Annotated in this window: 20 protein-coding genes; 10 read left to right on the top strand and 10 right to left on the bottom strand. The window is 58.3% G+C overall.

What is annotated here, in order from left to right:
• Positions 1–172 precede the first annotated feature (172 nt).
• The 4 genes from HY788_16480 to HY788_16465 all read left to right on the top strand — a co-directional run bounded on the left by HY788_16480 (position 173) and on the right by HY788_16465 (position 4,647).
• Positions 173–1,780, top strand: coding sequence for a thiamine pyrophosphate-binding protein (locus HY788_16480; protein ID MBI4775741.1), 1,608 nt, complete (start codon positions 173–175; stop codon positions 1,778–1,780).
• A gap of 65 nt (positions 1,781–1,845) precedes the next feature.
• Complete coding sequence (locus HY788_16475; GenBank protein ID MBI4775740.1) at positions 1,846–2,958, top strand: ATP-binding protein; 1,113 nt, start codon at positions 1,846–1,848, stop codon at positions 2,956–2,958.
• A 74-nt stretch (positions 2,959–3,032) separates the two neighbouring features.
• The gene (locus HY788_16470; GenBank protein ID MBI4775739.1) at positions 3,033–3,860 is read left to right on the top strand and encodes a VWA domain-containing protein; all 828 of its coding nucleotides are present in this window, start codon (positions 3,033–3,035) and stop codon (positions 3,858–3,860) included.
• A 25-nt stretch (positions 3,861–3,885) separates the two neighbouring features.
• Entirely contained in the window at positions 3,886–4,647 is a 762-nt protein-coding gene (locus HY788_16465) for a hypothetical protein (protein ID MBI4775738.1), read from the top strand.
• A 114-nt stretch (positions 4,648–4,761) separates the two neighbouring features.
• Here HY788_16465 and HY788_16460 read toward each other — a convergent pair whose 3' ends face one another.
• Positions 4,762–6,453, bottom strand: coding sequence for a cation:proton antiporter (locus tag HY788_16460; GenBank protein ID MBI4775737.1), 1,692 nt, complete (start codon positions 6,451–6,453; stop codon positions 4,762–4,764).
• A 557-nt stretch (positions 6,454–7,010) separates the two neighbouring features.
• Here HY788_16460 and HY788_16455 point away from each other — a divergent pair.
• Positions 7,011–8,249 carry a right-handed parallel beta-helix repeat-containing protein gene (locus tag HY788_16455; protein ID MBI4775736.1) on the top strand — a complete coding sequence of 413 codons (1,239 nt, stop codon included), beginning with the start codon at positions 7,011–7,013 and terminating at the stop codon, positions 8,247–8,249.
• A gap of 7 nt (positions 8,250–8,256) precedes the next feature.
• Here the strand turns inward: HY788_16455 and HY788_16450 are convergent, their stop codons facing one another.
• The 8 genes from HY788_16450 to HY788_16415 form a co-directional block, all read right to left on the bottom strand.
• On the bottom strand, positions 8,257–9,330 hold the full coding sequence (locus tag HY788_16450; protein ID MBI4775735.1) for a glycosyltransferase family 4 protein: 1,074 nt from the start codon (positions 9,328–9,330) through the stop codon (positions 8,257–8,259).
• Between the two features lie 130 nt (positions 9,331–9,460).
• The gene (locus HY788_16445; protein ID MBI4775734.1) at positions 9,461–10,684 is read right to left on the bottom strand and encodes a glycosyltransferase; all 1,224 of its coding nucleotides are present in this window, start codon (positions 10,682–10,684) and stop codon (positions 9,461–9,463) included.
• A 31-nt stretch (positions 10,685–10,715) separates the two neighbouring features.
• Positions 10,716–12,026, bottom strand: coding sequence for a hypothetical protein (locus HY788_16440; protein MBI4775733.1), 1,311 nt, complete (start codon positions 12,024–12,026; stop codon positions 10,716–10,718).
• 148 nt (positions 12,027–12,174) lie between these two features.
• Positions 12,175–13,539 carry a flippase gene (locus tag HY788_16435; protein ID MBI4775732.1) on the bottom strand — a complete coding sequence of 455 codons (1,365 nt, stop codon included), beginning with the start codon at positions 13,537–13,539 and terminating at the stop codon, positions 12,175–12,177.
• A gap of 52 nt (positions 13,540–13,591) precedes the next feature.
• Positions 13,592–14,602, bottom strand: a complete 1,011-nt coding sequence (locus tag HY788_16430; protein ID MBI4775731.1) for a glycosyltransferase — start codon at positions 14,600–14,602, stop codon at positions 13,592–13,594.
• A gap of 247 nt (positions 14,603–14,849) precedes the next feature.
• Positions 14,850–15,437, bottom strand: a complete 588-nt coding sequence (locus HY788_16425; protein MBI4775730.1) for a hypothetical protein — start codon at positions 15,435–15,437, stop codon at positions 14,850–14,852.
• Between the two features lie 6 nt (positions 15,438–15,443).
• Complete coding sequence (locus HY788_16420; GenBank protein MBI4775729.1) at positions 15,444–16,238, bottom strand: hypothetical protein; 795 nt, start codon at positions 16,236–16,238, stop codon at positions 15,444–15,446.
• The gene (locus tag HY788_16415; protein ID MBI4775728.1) at positions 16,235–17,074 is read right to left on the bottom strand and encodes an amidohydrolase family protein; all 840 of its coding nucleotides are present in this window, start codon (positions 17,072–17,074) and stop codon (positions 16,235–16,237) included. The genes HY788_16420 and HY788_16415 overlap by 4 nt, the downstream gene beginning before the upstream one ends.
• A gap of 211 nt (positions 17,075–17,285) precedes the next feature.
• Between HY788_16415 and HY788_16410 the strand changes: the two genes are divergently transcribed.
• From HY788_16410 to HY788_16390, 5 genes are all read left to right on the top strand, one after another.
• Positions 17,286–17,678 carry a hypothetical protein gene (locus HY788_16410; protein ID MBI4775727.1) on the top strand — a complete coding sequence of 131 codons (393 nt, stop codon included), beginning with the start codon at positions 17,286–17,288 and terminating at the stop codon, positions 17,676–17,678.
• Between the two features lie 287 nt (positions 17,679–17,965).
• Entirely contained in the window at positions 17,966–20,959 is a 2,994-nt protein-coding gene (locus HY788_16405) for a phosphoribosylformylglycinamidine synthase (GenBank protein ID MBI4775726.1), read from the top strand.
• Entirely contained in the window at positions 20,959–21,801 is an 843-nt protein-coding gene (locus HY788_16400; protein MBI4775725.1) for a phosphoribosylformylglycinamidine synthase subunit PurQ, read from the top strand. Before HY788_16405 ends, HY788_16400 begins: the two co-directional genes overlap by 1 nt.
• A 19-nt stretch (positions 21,802–21,820) precedes the next feature.
• Positions 21,821–22,531: a metal-dependent hydrolase gene (locus HY788_16395; GenBank protein MBI4775724.1), complete on the top strand. Its 711-nt coding sequence runs from the start codon at positions 21,821–21,823 to the stop codon at positions 22,529–22,531.
• A gap of 265 nt (positions 22,532–22,796) precedes the next feature.
• Positions 22,797–23,252, top strand: a complete 456-nt coding sequence (locus HY788_16390; GenBank protein MBI4775723.1) for a universal stress protein — start codon at positions 22,797–22,799, stop codon at positions 23,250–23,252.
• 419 nt (positions 23,253–23,671) lie between these two features.
• On the opposite strand, the gene frdB is transcribed toward HY788_16390, so the two are convergent.
• Positions 23,672–23,805, bottom strand: a 134-nt coding sequence (frdB, locus tag HY788_16385) for a fumarate reductase iron-sulfur subunit (GenBank protein MBI4775722.1), incomplete at its 5' end; no start/stop codon positions are given.

Here is a 23,805-nt window from a genome sequence, read left to right as displayed (position 1 = left end):
CATGGCAGAGTACAGAGTCAACGATATCTTGGCAGAATATTTTCTCAAATAAAAGGTCCCCTATATTTTTGGATATGCCGGCCTCGCGGCCATCGGTCTCCTGGACGGCATCTATGACCGCACCGACAAGATAAAGGTAATCTGGCCCCGTATCGAACAGGCCGCCGGCTTTATGGCCGACGCCTACTTCAGACTCACCTCCACCCCCCTACCGGTCTACGTGTCCACCGGACCCGGGCCGATGAACATGATGATTGCCGTGGCCAACGCTTTTTATGACTCCTCCGCCTTTCTTTGCATTACCGGTCAGGTGACCACGGATCAGTTCGACACCGGAGCCCTCCAGGAGGAATATCGCTACTACGCCGGGGACTTTCCCTCGGTAATGAAACCCATCGTCAAACATTCCTGGCAAGTCCGCAAGGTAGAAGACCTGCCGCGCTATTTGCCCAAGGCCTTTAAACTGATGCGCACCGGCAGGCCGGGTCCGTGTCACCTGGACATCCCGTACGACTTGTACGTCAAGAAGGCGGACGTGGAGATCCCGGACCCGGAGCAATGGTCGAAACCCATCAGCTGGCGGACTCCCGCCTCCCCGGAGGCGGTGGAGAGAGCTTTGAACCTGCTGATAAAAACGCCTCGCTCCCTCATCCTGGCCGGCGGCGGCGTGATGGTCTCCGAAGCCACCCGTGAGCTGCGGGACCTTGCCGAGTACCTGCAGATTCCGGTGTACACCACTTTGATGGGCAAAGGCGTTATGGCCGAGAAGGACAACCTCTACCTCGGGGTCGCCGGCTGTTGGGGCGATTACCCGGCCGCCGAGGCCGCCCGCAACGCAGACTTGATTCTTGCCGTGGGCGCCAGGTTTGCCGATCTGCACTGTGCATCCTGGCTGCCCGGCTACACGTACAACATTCCCCCAACCAAATTGATCCAGGTGGACATCGACGCCTCCGAGATCGGACGCAATTATCCCGTGGAACTCGGCATCGTCGCCGACGCCAAGGCCTTCCTGGGGCAAATGTTGAAGATGGCCAAGGATAAAGGCCTGAAGCGGGACGGCAAGGCATGGGCCGCCGAAGTCTACGGATACAAAACCGAGTGGCGAAACTTCGTCGAACCGTACCACAAGAATGACGAAGTGCCCATTGACCCCAGACGCGTCCTCCTCGACATGCGGAGGATTTCCCCGGACGACACCATCATGGTGGTGGACGTGGGCAACAACCAGGCGTGGGTTGAACAGTACTGGGGTACGCCGAGGCCCAAGACCCACATCAGTCCCGGTGGGTTTGCCGCCATGGGGTTCGGAGTTTGTGGGGTTCTCGGCGCCAAGCTCGCCAGACCCGAGTCCCCCTGCGTCAACGTGTGCAGCGACGGCGGTTTTCTGATGGCCCCTCATGCCGTGGCCACGTCGGTACAGTATGATATGCCCGCCATCTGGGTTATTTTGAATAATTACGCCATCGGCTGTATCCGCGACCTGCAGCGCTTCTACCTGGACGGCCGCGAGATCGGCACCAGCTTCAGGAAAGACAAGACCGGTGAACTCTGGAATCCCGACTTTGCCAAGATGGCGGAGTCCATGGGGGCTCGGGGGGTTCGTATCGAAAAACCGGCGGACTTTGCGCCCGCGTACGAGGAGGCTCTGAAATCCAACGTGTCCACGGTCTTCGATGTCATCATCAACCGTGACACGCCGGTACCGTTGACCTCCACCTGGCAGATGCCGCCCATCCCGGCGGCCGACCCCACGTTCGGCAAGAAGAAGGTGAGGTAAACCCGTAATCGTCCATCCGGGGTCCGGGTCCAGGGCCCGAACCCCGGCCGCAGAAAGGCCGTACCGTGTTCAATCGCGCAGGCTATCTCTACCCGTTCGCGGCGATCGTCGAACAGGAAACCCTGAAAACGGCGCTGATCCTCAACGCGGTGAATCCCGACATCGGCGGCGTCCTCATCCGGGGCGCCAGTGGCACAGCCAAGTCCACCGCCGTTCGCGGATTGGCGGCGCTGCTGCCGGACGTAACGGTTGTGGCCGATTGTCCTTACCGCTGTGACCCGCACGAACCCCGTACGCAATGCGATCGGTGCGCCGAGCGGCTTGCCGCCGGCGAGGCGCTTCCCACGGCAAACCGACCCCTGCGCCTGATCAACCTGCCCCTGAATGCCACCGAAGACCGGGTGGCCGGGACCCTGGACATTTCCAGAGCCCTGCGCGAGGGGATCAGGGCTCTGGAGCCGGGACTTCTGGCGGAAGCCAACCGAGGCATCCTGTATATCGACGAAATCAATCTGCTGGACGACCACATTATCGATCTTCTCCTGGATGCGGCCGCCCTGGGGGTAAATGTGGTCGAGCGCGAAGGCATCTCCGTGAGCCATCCGGCCCGATTCCTGCTGATCGGAACCATGAACCCTGAAGAGGGGGAGTTGCGACCCCAGATCGCCGATCGCATTGGTCTGCATCTCGAGATCGCCCCCCTGACCGACCCCGAGCAGCGTGTGGAAGTGATCAAGAGGCGGGAGCTCTTTTTTGCCGATCCTGCGGCCTTTTCGAAGTCCTACGAAGACGCTCAGGAGGAGCTGCGGCGCGCCGTCGTTCGGGCAAAGAAACTGCTGCCGGCCGTCAAGGCCGATGAGCGCCTTTACCGGGCCGTCGCCCGTCTGACCGTGAAGCTCGAGGTGGAAAGCCATCGGGCGGATATTACCATGATGCAGTGCGCCAAGGCCCTGGCCGCTCTTGACGGCCGAACCGAAGTCGAGGCTCATGATGTCTGGAGGGCATCCACTCTGACCCTTGGACATCGGCTGCCCCACGACCCCTTTGTGGCGGGCCCCGCCCTGGATCCCATGGCCCTGCGAAGGAACCTCGAAGACATGCTCGAGGAGCCGATTGACCTTAAAAAAAAAGCACTGACGAAGACGCAGAGAGCGTCGAGCTTGGCGGCGCGGAGCTAGTCGCGGCGGCCATTGCCGAAACAAAGCTCGATGCGGCGAAGGCTTTACTGCTCCGCAGACGCCGGACGCAATATGTGCGGGCTGCGACCGGGAAACGTCTCGAGGCCGTGGTCACTCACAAGCGTGGCAAGTACTCCCGTCATCGCCTCCGGAAACAGTCAAGTTCCGACGTAGCCATCGACGCCACCCTGAGGGCGGCGGCGACACGCATAGCCGCCGGCGGCGGCGGGCCGCTACGCGTGGCCCCCGAGGATTTGCGCCAGAAGATTCGTCGCCACCGCTCGCCCTACACGCTTGTGTTTATTGTTGACAACAGCTGGTCCATCCACGTGGAGCGAACCCTCGAGACGGCGAAAGGCGTGGTGCTCGCCCTGCTTCAGGACGCCCGCACCCATCGGGACCGCGTGGCCCTGATCGCCTTCCGCCACAGCAGACGGCCGGACGCCACCCTGTGTCTGGCGCCCACAAGAAGTTACAGCAGCGCGGCGAGGCGGCTGGCCCGCATCCCTCTGACCGGCTCGACGCCGCTACCGGACGGCCTGCGCAAGGCCTATCGCGTCTTACATCAGTCCCGGATCCAGTACCGGAATGCCGTTCCCGTTCTGGTGGTGATCAGCGACGGTTTGCCCAACGTCTCCATCCGCCCGCAAAGCGACCCCTATGAGGAAATCCGCTCGATCTGCAAGCAATTGCGGCGGGAAGGCATCTTCACCATCGTGGTGGATACGGAAGCCGGTGGACGGGATGGGGACCGGAGTAACTGCCGGGAGATGGCCTCCCTGACCGACGGCAGCTACCTGAAACTCTCGGAGTTGAGCCTGGAAGCTATCGAGGCGGCGGTGGCCTCTCAGCTGGGAGTGGTGAGTTCACCGGGATCCGGCGCCAAGATGGTGAGCGTATGAACCAGCCGGGAAAGGAGCGACATCCATGAAGCACCATCCGGACACGGACCGACCGCGTGGCCAAGGTAAAGCCTTTGAAAGGGTGATCCGGGAGGATCGAGCCGGCGGTTGCGCCCTGTTGTGCGCCTTGCTCGATACCGAAATCCTCTTCGAGGAGAAAGGCGTTCCCTTTGAAACATTGACGCCGCTATGGAACCTCTATTGCCCCGAGTGCGCCCCCGAGCACGAGGCTGAACTTCTGGGCCTCTCATCCTCTTCCGAGGCGGATGCTTGCACCCTCGCAGGCAGTGAGGGGCTTGAGCGCCGCCTGACGGACCATCTCGCCGGCCGGCGGATAAGGCTTCGCAGGGGCGACCTCACCCTGGCGGAGCTCTTGGACGATTTTACCGAGCGCTGTCGCCGGGATCTCGGCATCGCAATCGACGACCGGTCGGCTACCTGGGGCGGCAGGTGCTTTTCCGCGTCGGGCCGCTGCCACCACGTACTGATCCGCCCCCGACCCGTGCTTATCCGAGCGCACCCGCTTGCCTTCATCCTGCTGCTCAGTCCGTTGCCGGTCTCAGGCATTCATCCGATTATCGATCTGTTTGTTGAAATCCCAGGTCTGCGGCAGCGCCTGGCCATCGTTGATATAGAAAACGGATTGAAAATCAATTTGACCAAGAGTGATGTGTTCGTCCATTTTGAACGCTACCTCCGCCGCGTTCACGGACTCCGCCTTGCCGTGCACCCCGAGCTTACTCAGGGTCTGGTGGACGGAGGTATCATGAAGCTGGAGAAGGGATAAAACGGGGGGTCTTCTCCGGGCCGAACGGATTCGACCCGATCGAAGACGCCCGCAAAGGCGGAAAGAGCGCGGGCAAACAGGCTCGGATCGAATGCACTCGGGTCGATCCGGTTATTAGGATCCCTGGCCGCTTCGCACCAGCGCCAGAAATTCGGTGAAGCCGGCGACGCTCGCCGCCTTCTCACGGATCTCGCTGTTCTTGAACGTGCCGGCGATGTCGGCCAAGATCTCCACTTGGGCCCCGTTGTCTTGGACCGGAGTCAGGATGAGGCAGATGACGTGGGCGGGCGTACCGTCGGAAGCATCGAAATCAATGCCCGTCCTGGACAACCCGACGGTGACCACCGGAGTGGCCAGGCTCAGGAGCCTGGCGTGGGGTACCGCCACACCGTGCCCGAGTCCGGTTGCCATGATCCTTTCCCGGGCAAGAACGGCGTTGGTGACCGCTTTCGGGTCCAGGCCGACCAGAGTCGCTGTTAATTGAGAGAGTTCGCGGATGGCTTCCCAGCGATTGCGGCCCTCAAGCTGGTTGAGAAACCGCTGCGGCTGCAGGAAGTCGGTGAAACGGCGGGGCTTCTTCAGCCGGAGGGTCCGTTGCAGCATCGGACCACTTACCAGGGAAGTGACCAGGGCCATCACCACTAAAGAGACGAAGACCTCTTCACTGATGAGTCCGAACTGCAGGCCCAGCACCCCTAGAATGATGCCCATGGTTCCCTGGGCGCTCATGCCGAACCCGACCCCTAAGGCGTCGCGCCAGTGCAGTCCGCCCAATCGTCCTCCCAACGCACTTCCGGTCACCTTACCGGTCAGGGCGAGGCACAGCACGGTCAGGGTCAGCAGCGGATCGAAGTGCGCGGCAAAGTTTACTTTCAGGCCGATGCCGGCGAAAAAGAGGGGGGCAAAGATGAAGGAGACAAATTGCTCAATGGCGCTACGGGTGCGCTTTCGCAAATGACTCGAGTGCCCCAGCGCCACTCCGGCCAGAAAAGAGCCGAAAATAGCGTGGATGCCGACCCACTCGGTGAATGCGGCGGCCACCAGGCAAAACGAGAGAGCAAAGCCCAGGACTCCGCCGGGCCAGCTCGTGTGGGCTTGAATCCAGGGAAGAAGCCGATGGATGCACCAGGGGACTACGGTAAGCATGGCGGTGGTGAAGACCAGGGTCAACCAGAGGGTGTGGGCGAGAGGCATGCCATGGCTCGCCCCCAGCATCCCGAGCACGACGGCAAAAACCAGCCACCCCAGCAGATCATTGAGCACGGCGGCGGAGATCACCGTCACTCCCACGTCGCTGCGGTAGATGTTCAGATCCATGAGGATCTTGGCGATGATCGGAAGAGCGGAGATAGACAGGACCGTGGCCATGAACAGCGCAAAAGCCAACGGGTCGACGCCCGGCTGATAACCCACCAGGGACGGCGCCCACCAGGCAGCGGCAAAACCGAAGCTGAAAGGGAACAGTAAGCCGGCCAGCGCCACCCACAGGGCCAACTTCCCTTGCCGCCAGACGGTCGAGAGATCGACTTCCATGCCGGCTACCAGAAGAAAGAGGGCGATGGCCAGATTGGTCAACCCGTCAAGAGCGATCGCCCCTGCTCCCTGCCCGGGGAAAAGAAAGTCCCGCCACGCGGGAGCGATGGCGCCGAAAATCGTGGGCCCCCAAAGGATGCCGGCCAGGATCTCGCCGAGGACCGCCGGCAGATTAAACCGCCGGGACATCTCGCCGAGGAGCCGAGCGGAGGCCAGCAGCAGCCCCAGGGCCAGGAACATGGCGGTGATCTCGCCGCGGGTCAGATGATCCATAGGCGGTCAATCCTCAGAAAGGGCTTCAACTCCAATTCGAGCACCCATTCTACCCCGACAACATGGGCAAACTCATCCGCACATTTCCTCTAATACCAGCAATCACGAGACATTACTTGCATGACATCAGTCCATTCTAGAGTAACAGGCCCCGCGGCTGTGGTCAATCCGCCGGGTCGGAAACTATCAGGTCGGAAACGTTAGAAAATTACCCTAAGATTTTGTAATAGTTTCTCAATGCGACATACGACCAGACCCCGTGTTGTGGGAATTTCGAAGCAACCCGGTGGCATCGCCTTTGCAACTTCTGAAACGGATTGGTTCGTCCAATTTCTTACGCCGGTTTCAAGGAACTCGGCGGCCGAATCACGAGAGCTGCTCGGACATTGGCGTGAAAGGCTTGAGCGTGAGGATTGAGAAGTTGCATTTCCATGAAAAGTTGAATCTAGTGCGGATCGCGCACGGCAAACCGTGTAATCATGCTTTTGGCGCTTCCAGCTGAGTACGGAACCGGTACATAAGTTACAAATCCGTCCTTAACAGAAATGGACACTGCCATGAATTCGAGAAACATCGTCCGATGCTGTACGATGCTCGTGGCCCTGTGGACCTCGTCGCCCGCTTTGGTGGAGGCCGTCGTGGTTTCCAACGTAACCGAACTGTCCGATGCGATTTATAACGCCCATCACGGGGGCGACAAAACCATATTGATCGAGGCGGGAACGTACGCGTTGAACGATATGCTGGTGGTCACCACCGATGATGTCAGCGTGAACAGCGTGTCCGGGGACAGGGATTCCGTGGTCATCAAGGGAAACGGCATGGCGGGAGGCGTCACTCACGTGTTCAATGTGGCGGCGGACCGCTTTTCCGTGCAGAACGTCACCTTGCGGGACGTCAGCAACCACGCCGTGCAATTCCACCCCGGCGTGAAATCTCCGGTAATCCGCAACGTTCACATCCTGGACACGGGCGAACAGATGGTGAAAATCGCCTATGATCCGGCCCAAATGGACCTGACCGCGGACGACGGCGTCATGGAGAACTGCCTTCTCGAGTACAGCGCCGACATCGGTCCCCAGTGGTACATCGGGGGTATCGACGCCCACAATGCGAAGAACTGGATCGTTCGGGACAATGTGTTCAAATACATCCGAAGCCCGAGCCTGGCCCTGGCCGAGCACGCGGTTCATTTCTGGTCCGATTCCCGGAACACGCTGGTCGAGCGGAATCTCATCATCAATTGCGATCGTGGGATCGGGTTTGGGCTGGGAGATCGCGGCCATCTTAACGGGATCATACGTAATAACATGATTTATCACGACGAAAACGACCCGACGGGCTTCGCCGACGTGGGCATCGGCTTGGAATCGGCCGCCGGCGCACAGGTATACAACAATACCATTTACATGGAACACGGCTATCCCAATGCCATCGAGTACCGGTTCACCGCCACCACGGGTGTCCTTATCGCCAACAACCTGACCAACAGACTGATTCAGCAGCGGGACGGAGGCCAGGCCACACTTTCCAACAATGTAACGAACGCCGAGTTCGACTGGTTTCAGGATGTGGGTCAGGGCGATTTGCACCTGGCGGGGGCCGTTGACGAGGCCGTGGATCAGGGACAGGTCCTAGCGGGACTCACGGATGATTTCGACAAAGAGAACCGACCTGCGGGCGGCGGCATGGATATCGGAGCCGACGAATACGCCGTCGATGGGCCAGGGGGATTGGACCAAAACGCCCGGGCGGTTCTGCTAGCCGTATTATGCCTTCTGGCCGGCGTTCCTTGAAGTGATGTTATGATTCCAGCACGTGCTCCATTCTTTCCGCGGCATCATCCCAGTTCATGACTTCCGGATAGGAACGGCGGCCGCTTTCCAGATTCAGCAGGATCTTCGCCGCCAGGTCCCGGTGGTTTTCCGGTTCGTACAGCATTTCCGCCGATACGCCCGGCTCCTCGGGCATGGCGCCCACTCGCGGGGCCACGAAGGCCGCCCCGCAGGCCATATACTCGACCCCTTTGAATGGCAGACTGTATTCCGCAAACAGATCTCTTTTATAGCAAATCACATTCAGATTGCATGCGTTGATGAGGAGCGGAACCTCCTTGTGAGGGAGGAAACCGAGATAGCGCACACCCGGCCGGTTCGCATCGGAGCTGTTCTCCAGACGGCCCGCGAGGACCAGTTCGATTTCCGGAACCACCAGGCGCACGCGTTCAAACGCCTGCCAAAGCGTGTCCATTCCCCTGCTCGCTTCAATGGCTCCGAAGTAGCCGATCAGCGGTACATGAGGAGGCAGGCCCAATCGGGTGCGGCACCAAGTGGCGTCGAGCCTTCGGAACAAGGCGGGGTCCGCGCAATTGGGTATCACGGTATGCCGAGTATGGGGGGATTTGGCGCGCAGGTAGGCGGACAGTTTTCGATTGAACGCTATGACGGCGTGGGACCGGTCCAGAGCACGATAGTACCAGGGACCGAGCTTGAATAGGCGGCCGGAGGCGTAGCTTTCGAAATGATCGTACACGTCGTGAACCACTGCTGTTCCGTAAACGCGCCCCAGAAGCCCGCCCAGGATGGAGAAATACATATCCGTTGCACCGACGATGCGATCCGGATGGAATCTCCGTAGCGCCCGAAGGGTCTCCCACAGGCAGGGCAGCGGACCAAAGGGTTTGAAGCCGACCCCTTTCCATTCCACGCCGGCGTCGACAAGGTGCTCGTTCCGGGCCGTACGGTAGTCCAAAGCCAGCACCAGCACCCGATGCCCTCGCCGGGCCAACCCGACGGGCAAATGGTAGTAACGGCCGAAGCGGTCACTGATGACGTCCTGGCCCATGGTCCATCGTTTGATGATCCAGAGTATGTTCATGGTTGTAAACCCGCAAGCCGGCCGGGTGAACCAAGTTCCCCCGTGCGCCCTGTGTGGCGATCGCGCCGTTTTGCTGCGCAAACGGGCGCGATCGCGGCCTCGGAATCACCCCTTGCATGCCCTGTAAAGTCTAAGACCAGTTCAGGGCAGCGTCCCTGGACCCTGTCAGAACGTCACGGTACGCCCTTGCCATCAGGTCCGCCACCTTATTGATATCGTATCGCGCGAGAGCCGAGCGACGCGCATTATAGGACAGTTCGGCGATCCTTTCGCCGGAGAACACCAGGGGCAGGAGGGCCGAAGCAATGGACTCGGCCGTTAAATCGATGGCTTGTCCGGCCCCGTCCTTGACAACGTCGCTCGCGTTGGCGGCGTTTCTGGAAATCAACACCGGCAAGGAAGCCGCCAGAGCTTCGATAACCGACATACTCAACCCTTCCACCAGGCTCGGGAGCACCAGGATGTCCGCAGCCGAATACCAGTCGATCACTTCTTCCTGCGGCACGGGCGGGAGGAACCTCACAGAGTCCTCCAAACGGCAAGCCGTCACCCTTTCTTTCAGAGATGCCAGATACCCGTGATCGGGCGTGGGACCCAGCACCACGAACAGGACCCGTTCACCCGCGTCTTTCAACAATCCGAGAGCTTCCACGACCAGATGCACGTTTTTCATGGGATGGACCCGTCCCACATACAACAGGACCGTTGTTCCATCCGCGGCGCCGATTTCCCTTCTCAGCTTGGTTCGGGCTTCCGGGCGGCGACAGAAGTGGGCCAGATCGATGCCATTGGGAACCAGAAAGGACGGCCTCCCGAAACCGAATCTGCGAGACATGACGCGTTCGCCCCGGCAGAGGTAATGCACCGCCGAAGCCGCTCTCGCCACACGGGAATCGACAAGATAGGCGTAAGGTATTTTCAGATACGCTTTGCCCACTTTCATAACAAACCATTCGTTCAGGCTCCCGTGAGGCGTCAGCAGGTACGGAACGCGGCTAAGCCGGTTCAAAAGACTCACCCGCAGCCCGTGCCAGTGGCGCGTCAACGAAACGTGCACTAGGTCGAAACGGTGCATGGATTCAGCCAGTTTCCTGGAAAGCGTTCGGGAAAAGGCTTCGGGTCTCCATTTTCCGAACGGGCCGCTACGGAAATAGAGAACCTTGACCCCTCCCACATCGACCGGCTCCCCCAAAGGCACGTCCATGCGCGCCCCATGGCCGTCGTCGTCCGTGGCGTACACGGTAACGTCCACTCCCAGACTCGAGAGAGCCCGGCAGAAATTGCGGGTGGAAACCACACAGCCTCCCGCGGCCCATGCGGGCTCGTACCAGGGAGTGACGTGCAATACTTTCATTCCAGTAGCGGGGTGCATAGGATACCGGCGGTTATCGAGCTCCGTCCATGGCCGCGATCGTTTCATACAAGCGGCGGATCTGACTTTTGCGTTGAAACTGGTTGATGTATTCCCAGTCCGGTCGGACCCGGAACGCCCCGGACATAAGACTTCGCAGGCTGGATACGCACTCGGCCACAGTAGAGGCCGCCAACATCAGGCCGGAGCGGCCGCAGATTTCCCGAGCCACGTTTTCACCGCCGTGGGTCAGAAACAGAATGGGTTTCCCCCAGCGGATGTATTCGAATATTTTACCTGTGGCAATACCGGCTTGCGAAGAGTCCAACCAGTCCAGAAAAAGCAGCGCGTCGGCCTCCTCCTGGATCTGAAGACTCTTCTCGAGGGACACCAGTCCCCCGAACTCGACAAACGCTTCGACTCCGGCCGCATGGGCCTGCTCTTTGGCATACTCGAGATTTCTTCCGACAAACCGGATTCGCAGGTTCTCGGGCGTGATCTCTCCGGATGTTTTCAACTCGAGAAGCGACTTCATGAGAAGAAGCGGATCGCACTTTCCCGGATAAATGGTTCCAGTGTAGGCGATTTCTAATCCGGAGCCGTTCCGCCCAAGGGATGGCCCTGGTGTGGCCCTGCCTCCCTCCTCGAAGCCGTTCCAAATCACCTGCACCTTGGGCCCAAACTTCTGTTCGAGCACGGAGCCCAACGGGGACGTGGTGGTCGTAATCAGATCCGCCTTGGGCATGAAACGCGCCTCGAGCCGTTTTTCGATCCAGGTCATGGGAAACGTGCCCGGAAACGCATGGTTTTCGATCCACAGGTCCCGGTAATCCGCAATCCATCGGATGCGCGGAAATCGCTCTTTAAGCCGTCCGGCTATTATGTGTGACGCCGGAGGCGAATAGGAACTCAAAATCCATCGGACGTTCCGTTCACGCACGAGTTGCTTGCCCAGACGGTACGCCGTTCGAATCCAGAAGTCGGTGAATCCCCTGTCCGGAATTCTTCCGGAATGTCGTGCGAGCAGGCGTTTGCCGAAACTCGTAATAATGGAATGGGCCCCTTTCGGCGAAACCGTACCGTCCGAACGGGAGTTTTCACGCCGCAGACGATCCAGGAAGATCGAAGGATGAACGAAGTCCACTTCGTAAACCTCTATGGACCTGGGTAGGGGATGAAGAGGGATATGCTTGGAGGGTGGTGACTTACGGGTTGTAATGACCAGGATGGGTATTCCCCATTCCTCGAAATAGCGGGCGAAAGCCGACACCCGCTGGGCCCCGATGGACTCGTCGGGATGAAAGAAATGGGAAACGATCAGCAAACGGGCGTTGTGTTTCAGCATAAGAAAACCGAATTACGAAGCGATCTTCGTTGGGCGCCAGGGTGTCGCTTGGACGAATCAGGGAAAGCGGAACCTCCGCTTTCGGCTTCAATCCATTCGCTCGGAGGCGCGTGACTTCCCGGATTTCCGATCCCGGACGCGCTTGACGTCAGCTTCCCGAATTCCGCTGACCGCCCCAGCTTCGAATCCCGCCAATGGCTAGTCCCAAAAGATGTCGGTCGTCGCGTCCGGGAACGAACAACTCCCACCACCGGCTCCTGTTTAGGTGCGAAAACACGGCCACCTTCGCCGCAGCGTCACAGGTGTAGGCCAGTGTCGTGGCCAAGGCGGCTCCATTGATTCCCATTTTCGGTATAAGGACTAGATTAGCCGCCAGGTTTATACCCACTTCCAAAGCTGCCGAGTATGTGTTCAACTCCGGCCGTCCTCTGGCCGCAATATCATTCGAGAGGACCCTGGAGAGATTTCCAAAGGCGATTCCGGGCAGCAGCCACAGAAGGGCGGTGGATGCTCCGGCGTACTCGGGACCGAATATGAGCACGATGAACGGTTTCGAGACCACGGCCAGGATACCCACGGCCGCCAGCGTCACCACAAGAACGGCCTTGGCTAGGGTTTGCGCCAGTCTGTGACTGTCTCCCTCGGTTCGGTGCAACTCTGAAAGCCGGGGAAAAAGGACGAAACTCACGGACTGAGACAGGATCCACAGTCGTTCCGCAATGTTGACAGCCACCACGTACACACCCGTGGATAACGGATCCAGGAAGTAGTTCACGAGAAAGATATCGATCCGGTAGTTCAAGAAGGTCAGGACATTACTGAAGTGCGCTTTGAGTCCATAGACGATGCATGGTTTAGCGTACGTCTCGGAAGCCAATTCCGCGACCTCGGAGCGAACTCGCTTGTGAATCATGGAAGCGACAAAGACCAGTCCGATCAATTGCGCCGCTATGACACCCACAAGGGCCCCGACTATTTCCAGATCCAAAACAAACACCGCGAAAAACACCAATACCAAGGCCGCCGAAGGTGAAACCAGCAGCGCGCCGTTATAGCTTGTGAATTCCTGCTTTCCGTGAAGCAGACTCAAGTAGAAGTTTTGAAGTAACGCGACGGGAAACAGCAGGAGGGCGATCAGGAGGGGGTCCACTCCCACGCCCCTGAAAAGCGTGTCGCCGAACCAAAACACCAGGAGGACGGCCGACGGTATACCGAATCCGCATATCGCGACCCAGAACCTCACGCTCGTCCAAAGCGCCTGCTTCAGAGACACGCGGCGGGAGCCCAGAAAATACACATTCGCCGACGGAATCCCCATGTTCAGGAAGCTGATAATCAGCGCGGGCAGCAGCAGCGCCATGGCATAGCGACCGTTTCCCTCGGGGCCCAACAGCCGAGCAAGCATTACCCCCAGGGCAAAACTGAGCAGCAGCGCGGCAACCTGTCTCAGCATGGCCGCCCCGATGTGGCCGGTAAGTTCCTTATAGTGAGATCTGGTGTCCTCTCCGTTCATTTCGAGGATATTCCGGAATTAAAGTGTGAGAAGAGGAAATCCTTCCAGTCGATCAACGTTTTAGTATCACGTCCCTGTACACGGCTGTCAACTCACGCGCCACGGTTTCGGCGCCGAAGCGTGATCGGCAGTCTCTCGAAATAGCGCCCGGATCGTACGTGTGGGCCCGGGACCGCATTTCCCGCAGCGCGCTTGCCATGGCTTCGACATCGCCCGGCGGGACCAGCAGTCCATTGGTTTCATCTACAATGCACTCCGGACCTCCGCAGGCGGTCGCCACAACGGGCTTTCCGCAGGCGAGAGCCTCGACCAGAACGACGCCGAACGTTTCATAGTCGCTCGAGAGCACGTATGCGTCGCAGGCCTGCATTTGCCGAAGGACGTCCTCCCGGCCCAGCCCTCCCAGAAAAGTCACCTGGTCCTCCACTCCCAACCTGGCGGCCTGGGCTTCGAGCTTTTCTCGTAAGCCGCCGTCCCCGACGATGCGAAGACCAACGCCGGCCTCGCCCTGAAACACCCTGGCAAAGGAGTCGATCAGAAGACCTTGCCCCTTACCCTCACGGAGAAATCCTACGTTGAGGAAGACGAACGGCCGGTCGGCTTCCAGCCGATCCCTCTTGGGGCTCGGCTGAAACATGTTGGACACCATGTTGGGAATCCAAATCCACGGCCGGACGTTTCCATCGAATCGCCCTTCCAGCAAGTGACCGAGACTTGGACTCACCATGATACGCGCCTCGGCGCAGCGAAAGGCGCGCTCGATTTGCGGAACTTCCCATGCTTTCAATCGCCTCGTGGCGAAGACGGAACTATGTTCCGTAATGACATAGGGAATACCGTACGCCAGTCGGAGACGCCGGGCCGTGACGCCGGCGAACAAGGCCGAGTGGGCGTGGATGATGTCCGGGGTTCCAAAGGCATCCACGTACCTTTGGAAAAGAAGACGCGCGGCCCTGTCCCACAAAAGACAATCTCCGCGCACCAGGCGCGGAAGCCAGCGCCAACCGGTGAAACGAAACGTGGGTATGCCTTCATCGTCCTCGTATTCAAAGGAAGACGTCAACTCGTGAAGAGCCTTGATGCGTTCTCCCGGTTTCCTCAGATGGGCCGCAATGACTCCGATCTTGTGTCCGGCCCTTTTGAGGGCAAGCTATATGCATGGATATTCCACCGGAAGTCAGGACTCAAAAACCGGTTCAGACGTTGATGTCGAATTGAGAGGCTTTCTTAACGTATCGGAAGAAGTCCGGATTTACCGAATACCCGAAATGGATTTTTCTCGAATCGGCGCAATCAGGCGTCACCTCGACTCAACATGGCCGGGCGATCCGGACGAGTTCCTCCGCGTAATAGCAGATAGCTTCATTCCTGGGCGCAATACAACTCCAGGTAATTTGGAAACCGTTTTCCTCGGCTAGACGGGCGTACGTGCGGGCCATCACGGGAATGGGTACGACTTCACTCCCGTGCCCGTAAAAGCGCTTTCGGGCCTCCTTGACTTCCTCGGCCGCCCAACCCCTGTGCAGAGAGGGATTTTCGATGACATTTCTCACAATATACACAGGGCCTCTATTGAGCGTGCGGTAGATTTCCGGGAACAGGTCAAAATGCTCGATGTGATCGGTCCGCGTCATGTCATTATCCAGAACGATCAGGTCGAACCGTTGGTCGGTTCTCTTCACCTCTTGGTACGAGTCGGTGATCTTGACTACAGCCTCGGGGAAATTCCGCCTGAGCGCTTTTTCATGCTGGGGCAGGATCTCCCACAGCGTCAGGGAACGAACGAGGGAAGACCAGTAGCGGGTATGCCAGTCGCCTTCCCGTGCGAAAGGGTCCAACGCGTCCAATTTGCCCAAGTCCGTCCTTTCGGACAGGAGTTTCATCACTTTTCGAATCATACCATCTCAAGCGCGACCTCGGATCCTCTCCCTGGGAACGCCAAGCCCCGGCTTGGCATCTTCTGCCGTTGGGCCGAGCCGGGGCTCGGCGTTCCCGGAAACCGGCTCGCCGCCTCTCGAAGGGCGGTCACGCTCAGCTCTCCTCCGCCGGCAGTCGGCTTCGCCAAACTTAAGGCATGTCAATGGTTTCACGTTATGGATGGCGCAGAAAAACCGTTCCTGTCCGAAAAACTGAAACAGGAAGGGACAGAACTCTTGCACGACGGGCGAGTCACCGGCAATGTAACTATACCAATATCCCGGATAGCATATGGGTTCGGGCGGATCGGGAATCGTGCCGCCCAGTTGGCAGCAGTTGCCGCAGAATCGGCACCATTGAGCATCCGGCAGCGTATGCCGCGGGTTACCATCGAGGGGAATCGAGGTTACCCGGTCCCTGTCGAACAGATGCAGATCAGCCCAGATGCGCAGGAACGCCGAGCAAAAGAGTACCAGACGTTGTTTGAGCACCCGGTCCCAGTGTTCCGGATGTTGTTTCAACTCCGGACGTTCATTCCTGAAGTGGGTCCTCGACACCACGCTAATGGGAAAGTACGGGTTGGCGAGAGCGGTTTCGAGGGTCTCGCGCTCTCGACGGTCGGCGGCGCAGGCTTCTAGAAGGGATTCGAACTCGGGACATCCTGTGAGCAAATCCGGCCCCAGTCTGTTCCGCGTCCTTTCGGCCTCCGCGTAGCGCTCCAGAGCCTTCCGGGTCCAGATGCCGAACGTCCGCCGGAACGGGGTATCGCTGGCGAGCTTCATAGTCCCAGCAATTCCTTCAAGTTTTCCCCGCAGATGCGGTTTCGAGTATCCGCACTCAAGCCGGCTTCTTCCATCTCGGCGAAGTACCGGGAAACGGGTATCAAGGGGAAATCGCTTCCCAAAACGATGCGTTTTTCGCCGCAGATCTCCGAGGCCAGACTGTAAATCCTGGTGCGGTACAGGAACGGGGAAGCCGCGGTGTCGTACACCACGTGCGCGAGAGACTCGGCCACCTCTTTTTTCATGAGTTCATAGAAAAACAGGCCCCCTCCCCAATGGGCCAGGATAACGGGCTGTGGGGCGATGGCCTTTAGAAAGCGGTACAGCTCTCCCAGGCACACTTCGGATTTCCCGGGATAGGTATGCCCGACGTTCTCGTTGGCATGCAGCATCAAGGGAGCCTGATGATTCTTGCACACTTCCAACACCGGTTTCATGGTTTCGAGCATATCCTCGGCGCTGAGGCGTCCCGTGTAAAAAGCCAACTCCCCTACCCCTCTCATTCCCGCGGAAAGGCATCGGTCCAGTTCCTTCTGTAATCCTTTGCCTTCCGGATAAGCGCACGCAAAACCGATGATGCGATCCGGATAGGTTTGCATGGCTTCGAGTACATAATCGTTGGCTCTTGTGACCGTGTAGAGTGTTCTCCAAGGAAACCCGAATGTGATGGATCGATCGACTCCGTCTTTGTCCATAGCTTCGACCAGTTCCTCGGCTGAAGCCATTCGAGCTTTCTCATTCGCGTAGATCAACTTGAAGGCTTCTTCTCCGAACATATAGTTGGAGCGATTCTTCCGAACCTCTGGAAAGAAGATGTGCGTATGGGCGTCGATAATCATCTGTGCGTCTTCCTTTCGCGCAAGAATGCAGGACCGGCTGTCCGCCGGATGCCTGGTCCTATCATTTGCACGTCCCGCAAGCAATGTCAAAAAAGAAGCTGCCTCGTGGGAGTTCAGGAGCCGTTCGTGTGTTTTCGGAAGCTTTTGACAGATTCAAATAAAATGAAATATAGAGGGAGTAACGTTTCTCCATTCGAGGCGCCTGGATATGGACAGTTCGATTCTCATGACCGAAGAAGAAATGACTTTGCGGACCGGGCAAAAAGAAGATTCCTTCGACCTGGTCATAGAAAAGTGGCAAAGAATCCACCAGTACCTGAATCATGCGTTCACACGGGATGACTACGTCGTCGCTCTGGAAGCGTCGCAAGTGGTGATTCCCTTCTGCCGAACCTATGCAGCTCACCGCAATTGCAGCAATTGCCCGATATTGCTTATCTGCCAGGGAGAAGATGTTGAAGGAGAAAGTTTGTGGTCGGGGCTCTATCGTCTGCTGCAGGCGTACGGGTGGGCCGGCGATTTTCTTGCTCCCGAGCCGTTGCTCGATTACCTGGGTCGATTTCTGGACGCTCTGAAACGGGCAAATGAGCCTTCGGTCTGACTAGGGGTTCGGCGCCGGATGGCAGGCTTCTCATCTCGGTCGTGTTTTTTCTCTAGGTCCGATCCCTTTTGTTGTGTTAAGGTACCGCTATTATGAAATGCCCCATTTGCAATGGCAATGTCGATATCTGCCGTAAGTGACGCTCCGTTTCGTTCCGCTGCAGGGACTGCGGCGCCGAGTTTTCTCTAAGCCAAATCATTCAGCAGAGTGATGCGGATCTGGATGCGCTGCTGGCGCATGTTCGAGTGGACCGCATCGGATAAACGCATTCTCCATAAGGTCGAACCATGCCATACCGTCTCGAAGTCGGACTTAAGCCGGACCTGTTCGATGCCGAGGGACACGGACTCAGAAGGAAAACGCGTGAATACCTCGGATTGGATATCGATTCCGTTCGGTCTTTCTCGGTTCTTACCTTCGACTTGAGTCTTTCCCACGAGCAACTCGAACGCATCCGGACGGAGATATTCACCAATCCGGTTACGCAGATTTCATCGTACAGACCCCTGGCCGACGATTTCGACTGGGTGATCTGGGTGGGTCTGCGTCCGGGAGTGAGGGATAACCCGGGCGCAACGGCGCGGGAGGCTGTCGAAGACCTGCTGGGATTCCAACTTCGGCTGGGCGAGGACATCTATACCTCGAAACTGTGCGCGGTCCGGGGTGCTCTTACCAGAATGCAGGTCGAGAAGATCGCCCATGAACTCCTGGCCAACGGAATTATTCAGCAATGGAAAGTGTTCTCTAAGCAGGAATGGGATCCGGAAACCGGCATTGGCATCATCATCCCCAAGGTGCGACTCGATCACCGGCCCAAAGTAACGGCCATCCCCATTCGCACCGACGACGAGCTGCAGCGCATCAGCGGCGAGCGAAACCTCGCGCTGAACCCGAGGGACATCCCCACCATACGCGCCTATTTTCTCAATCCCGACGTGCTGGCGGCCCGGCAACGTGTAGGGCTCACGGATCCGACGGATGTAGAGATCGAATACATATCTCAGGCAAGAAGCGATCATTGTAATCACAACACATTCCACGGGTTGTTCAGATATGTCGACAGGGGCTCTTCCGAGCGGTGCGTGGTCGATGATCTCTTCAAAACGTGCATCCAGAAGCCGACCATAGAAATTCAAAAGCGAAAACCATGGGTTATATCCGTCTTATGGGACAACGCGGGAGTGGCCCGCCTGGATGACGATCACTATTATGTGATTACCGGCGAGACGCATAACAGCCCCTCGAATATGGAGGCCTACGGCGGAGCCCTGACCGGTATTGTGGGTGTGTACAGAGACCCCATGGGCACGGGCCTGGGATCGAAACTCGTGGCGGGCATGTACGGTTACTGTGTCGGCCACAGGGACTACCGGGGTAATTTTAGGCCGCACCTTCACCCGCGGCGTCTCTTGGACGGCGTCATCGAAGGTGTTCGGGACGGCGGAAACAAAAGCGGCATACCTACTCCGTTCGGAGGGGTCTACTTTCACGACGGGTTCATCGGAAAATGTCTCGTTTTCGTCACGGCCCTGGGACTGATACCGGCCAGAGTGGACCACCGGCCCTCGGAGAAGAAGACGACGACACCCGGAGACCTCATCGTTATGGTGGGAGGTCGTGTCGGCAAAGACGGCATCCACGGGGTAACGGCCGCCTCGGAGGAATTCAGCGAACATACGCCCGCGGGTCATGTTCAGATCGGCGATCCGTATACGCAGAAGAAAATGCACGATTTCTTGATCGAGGCCCGGGACGCCGGTTTGATCCGGTATGTTACGGACAACGGCGGAGGGGGGCTGTCTTCCTCCATTGGCGAATCAGCGAGATTCAGCAACGGGTGTGAGGTGGAATTGGACCGGGTGCCCCTGAAGTACGACGGCCTGGACCAATGGGAGATCTGGGTTTCCGAATCCCAGGAGCGAATGACCGTAGCCATACTGCCCGAGCACGAAACCCGTTTCATGGAGCTGAGTCGCAAACATGGAGTGGAAAGCACCGTGATCGGACGGTATTCGGACAGCGGAAAACTGCACATCCGATATCACGGTAAAACGTGCGCCTATGTGGACATGAACCTGCTCGAGAGCGAGTTCCCCCAATGGGAATTCGACGCCGAGTGGATACCTCCCGATCTCCGGGGCCTCGGCGAACCGGTGCTCGGTCCCATTAAAGACCATGAAGGTTTTCTCGCGAGCCTGCTGTCGCGGCCCAATATAGCGGCCAAAGAATGGATCACGCGCCAGTACGACCACGAGGTGCAGGGCACAAGCGTAATCAAGCCGTTGGTAGGAAAAAGTCGCGACCTGCCTTCGGACGCATTCGTGATTCGGCCGGTGCTGGAAAGCGACGTCGGGCTGGCGGCCGGCCAGGCCGTAAACCCGAACTACTCGGCTATCGACGCCTACCATATGACCACAAATGTGATGGACGAAGCGTATCGACGCGTTCTGGCCGTAGGGGCGGATCCGGACTCCGTCGGCGGAGTGGACAACTTCTGCTGGCCCAATATCCAATACGATCCCAGAACCAACCCCAATGGTAAATTCAAAGCCGCGCAACTCGTGCGGTCCAACTGGGCGCTCCGGGATCTCTGCCTCAAATACGGCATCACCCTCCTGTCAGGTAAGGACTCTATGTACATTGACGGCATGATCGAGGGACCTTTCGGCCAGAGACACAAGATATCGGGACCGGAAACGCTGCAGTTTACCTGTACGGGAACGATTTCGGGCGTGAGCCGGTGCGTGACCATGGACTTCAAACTCCCCGGCGACCTGGTCTACCTGCTGGGATGGACTCGAAACGAACTCGGCGGCTCGGAGTTCTACGCCATGCACGGCTATGACGGCTTCAATATTCCCACTGTCCGTCCGGACGAGTTCCTGCCGGCCTATCGGGCGATTCATGAGGCCATACACGCCGGGCTGGCCGCTTCCGTGCACGGCGTGTATCGCGGGGGACTTGCGACGCACGTGGCCATGTGCGCGATGGCCTCGGAACTGGGTGTTTCCATCGACCTGAGGCAGGTAGGCTGTGAGACTCCGTTGGCGGATGACACCCTGCTCTACTCCGAATCCGCCGGACGTTTCCTCGTGTCCGTTGACCCCGAAAACCAGTCGGCTTTCGAAGCCGTGTTCAAAGATTTGCCGCTTTTCTTGGTTGGACGGGTGGAAGAAAAGGATCATCTGGTCGTTAAAGGAAAAGACGGAATCACGCTCATGGACGTATCAGTTGCGAAGCTGAAACACGCCTGGAAATCAGTGTTTGGAGAGTTGATCTAATGGCGGAAAAGATAAGAGCGCTTGTGCTCACCGGATACGGGCTCAACTGCGATCATGAAACCGCCTATAGTCTGCGCCTCGCCGGCGCGGAGGCGGATCGGGTGCACGTCAATGAACTCGTCGGCGTAACCGCGGAACACCGGAAGCGGTTGAGCGACTACGACATGCTGATCTTCGACGGAGGGTTCAGCTGGGGGGACGACCACGGGGCCGGAGTGCTTCTAGCCTTGCGACTGGGGGCTCACCTCGGGCCCGATATTCGCAATTTCCTGGGGGAAGGAAAACTGGTCCTGGGTATCTGCAACGGCTTTCAGGCCCTTGTCAATCTCGGGCTCTTGCCCGGACTGGACGGAGACTACACGGCTCGTCGCGTAGCTCTGACGTGGAACGATTGCGGCAACTTCCAGAACCGATGGGTGAACCTGGGGGTGAACACGGATTCACCTTGCGTGTTCACGCGGCACATCGAGGGCCTGGAACTCCCCGTTCGTCATGGAGAAGGTAAATTCGTTGCAGAAGAATCCGTCTTGGACACTCTCGAGAAAAATGCCCAGATTGTTGTTCGCTACGCCTCTCCGAACGGATCTCCCGCGGGAGGCCATTTTCCCGACAATCCAAACGGCTCCCTTCGAGACATTGCAGGGATTTGCGATCCGACGGGGCGCGTTTTCGGTCTCATGCCCCACCCGGAGGCGTATAATCATTGGACGAATCACCCGAATTGGACGTATCAAAAGGAGGTGCGACGGCGCCGAGGCATTATGGACATCGAGTCACCTGAGGGTGCGGGCATCCAGTTGTTCCGCAATGCTGTTGAATACCTCAAAAGGAACATAAAGTAAAACTTTATAGGAGTCGAATATGCCCCTATCAAGTCTGACCTTTTTCGGACATGCCTTTTTTTCAATAACCACATCCGGTGGCAAGAAGGTCTTGCTCGATCCCTGGGTCGAAGGAAATCCGGCCTGTCCCATCACCCTGGCCGATATTACCGCCGCCGACCTTGTACTGGTGACGCACGACCACGCCGATCACGTGGGCCAAGCGGGCGACATTGTCAAGAAGACCGGCGCCATGCTTGTGGCCAATGTCGAGACGGCTTCAAGATTGGCGCGGGATCACGACATTCCCCAGGATCAGGTGCTCTTCGGCGGGTACGGCATGAACATCGGGGGCACTACCGAGGTGGCCGGTGTGCGCATTACCCAGACGCAGGCTTTTCATTCCTCCGCCTCGGGTGTAGCCACGGGATACATCCTGCAACTCGAGGATGGTCCGTGCCTCTATCATGCGGGCGATACGGGTGTTTTCGGAAGTATGGGAACCCTTGCGGCCACGCACGGCATCAACGTTGCGCTTCTGCCCATCGGAAGTGTGTTCACCATGGATCCGGTACAGGCGCTGGCGGCCGTGGGTCTGATCAAGCCGAAACTAGTGGTGCCCATGCACTATGGCACGTTCCCGATCCTGGTGCAGAGCGCGGATGATTTTGCGCAGAGCGTGCGAAAAACGTATCCCGAGGTGAGGGTCTCGCCGCTCAAGCCCGGAGAAACCATCGAGTTGAACGTGTAAGCCTGAGAACTGCGGCAACAGAACTCGCCGCTAGCCTGGCGCGCACGCGGAGAGAGTGTACTTTGCGATGAGGAACGAGGCCCATCCTCCAGTCCAAGCCCTCACGCGATGTTACACTCAATGCGCCCACTAACCCGACCCGGCCCGGTAGGGAGTAGAGAGAACCATCTCACCATCGGATATGGGATTGTTTCCCAATCCATCAACGTGAGGCTGTTCGTTAAGACGAAAACCGAGGACCGGTGTGATTGTTAAAGGAGCCGTCATGCATGAATTCAAGAACCTGCTTATCCCTATAGACCTTTCGGGGATCTCGGAACGTCTGGTAGCGTATGGCTTGGCCTTGGCGGAAAAGCTGGAAGCGAGAATTCACCTTATTTTCGTGCTGGAAGACATCCATCAATATGCCGGACTGTATGTACCACACCCATCGCTTGGCACCCTCGAGGCGGACCTGAAAAAGGAAGCGCAAAACAAATTGAAAGACTTCGAGGAAGAACATGTTTCTGGGAAGACAGCCCAATCCACTGTGTTGGTTGGTGATCCCACTCACGAGATCATCCGCTACGCGAGCGACAACGACATTGACCTCATTGTTATGGGAACACACGGCCGTAAGGGTCTGGATCGATTTATTTTCGGGAGTGTTGCGGAAAAGGTGGTGAAATCGTCTCCGATTCCGGTGCTCACAGTTAATACCTACAGCGTGGAATCGGCCTAGGATCTTTTACGTTTGGGGACGGGCGGGATTAAAACTCGCGCATGCGGTTTTCCATGGGTCCGTAGGGGCGAATAATGATTCCCCCTGCATGTCCCCCATCGCCATTGCCCGGTGGGGTCGCGCTAACCGTAGGTTGGGTTGAGCATGGCGAAACCCAACAAATCCAGGCACATAGACCGCCGCATCATGTTTGGCTCGATGTCGTGTCATAACGTGTCATAGAATGTGTTGGGTTACGCTCGCTCCGCTCGCTAACCCAACCTACAGGCACCACAAGCCCGAGAGACGTCGCGGTCGCCCCAACGGCGCCCCTCGCAAGGTGTGAAAAGCGTCGGGGAGCATCCGTAGGCTGGGTTGAGCATGGCGAAACCCAACAAATCCAATGCGTTGGCTTGGCTTCGCCAACCCAACATCCGCGGTTATCTCCCAAGACCCGCCAGGGCCATTTTTCTTCGCACAAAAGCCAGCTGCATCTGAAGTGGAAGCTCCATGGGGCAGTTGTCCTCGCACGCCATGAGTCCCACGCATCCGAACACGCCGTCCTCCGTTCCCA

Source organism: Deltaproteobacteria bacterium, from assembly GCA_016208165.1.
Classification (GTDB): domain Bacteria; phylum Desulfobacterota; class Desulfarculia; order JACQYL01; family JACQYL01; genus JACQYL01.
This window is presented reverse-complemented; position numbering and strand designations above follow the sequence as displayed.

Coding starts and splice junctions, on each gene's coding strand:
- HY788_16480 (MBI4775741.1), top strand. CDS start 173: ATGGCCGACGCCTACTTCAGACTCACCTCCACCCCCCTACCGGTCTAC.
- HY788_16390 (MBI4775723.1), top strand. CDS start 22,797: ATGCATGAATTCAAGAACCTGCTTATCCCTATAGACCTTTCGGGGATC.
- HY788_16460 (MBI4775737.1), bottom strand. CDS start 6,453: ATGGATCATCTGACCCGCGGCGAGATCACCGCCATGTTCCTGGCCCTG.
- HY788_16455 (MBI4775736.1), top strand. CDS start 7,011: ATGAATTCGAGAAACATCGTCCGATGCTGTACGATGCTCGTGGCCCTG.
- HY788_16450 (MBI4775735.1), bottom strand. CDS start 9,330: ATGAACATACTCTGGATCATCAAACGATGGACCATGGGCCAGGACGTC.
- HY788_16420 (MBI4775729.1), bottom strand. CDS start 16,238: ATGAAGCTCGCCAGCGATACCCCGTTCCGGCGGACGTTCGGCATCTGG.
- HY788_16435 (MBI4775732.1), bottom strand. CDS start 13,539: ATGAACGGAGAGGACACCAGATCTCACTATAAGGAACTTACCGGCCAC.
- HY788_16400 (MBI4775725.1), top strand. CDS start 20,959: ATGGCGGAAAAGATAAGAGCGCTTGTGCTCACCGGATACGGGCTCAAC.
- HY788_16465 (MBI4775738.1), top strand. CDS start 3,886: ATGAAGCACCATCCGGACACGGACCGACCGCGTGGCCAAGGTAAAGCC.
- HY788_16405 (MBI4775726.1), top strand. CDS start 17,966: ATGCCATACCGTCTCGAAGTCGGACTTAAGCCGGACCTGTTCGATGCC.
- HY788_16425 (MBI4775730.1), bottom strand. CDS start 15,437: ATGATTCGAAAAGTGATGAAACTCCTGTCCGAAAGGACGGACTTGGGC.
- HY788_16410 (MBI4775727.1), top strand. CDS start 17,286: ATGGACAGTTCGATTCTCATGACCGAAGAAGAAATGACTTTGCGGACC.
- HY788_16445 (MBI4775734.1), bottom strand. CDS start 10,684: ATGAAAGTATTGCACGTCACTCCCTGGTACGAGCCCGCATGGGCCGCG.
- HY788_16395 (MBI4775724.1), top strand. CDS start 21,821: ATGCCCCTATCAAGTCTGACCTTTTTCGGACATGCCTTTTTTTCAATA.
- HY788_16440 (MBI4775733.1), bottom strand. CDS start 12,026: ATGCTGAAACACAACGCCCGTTTGCTGATCGTTTCCCATTTCTTTCAT.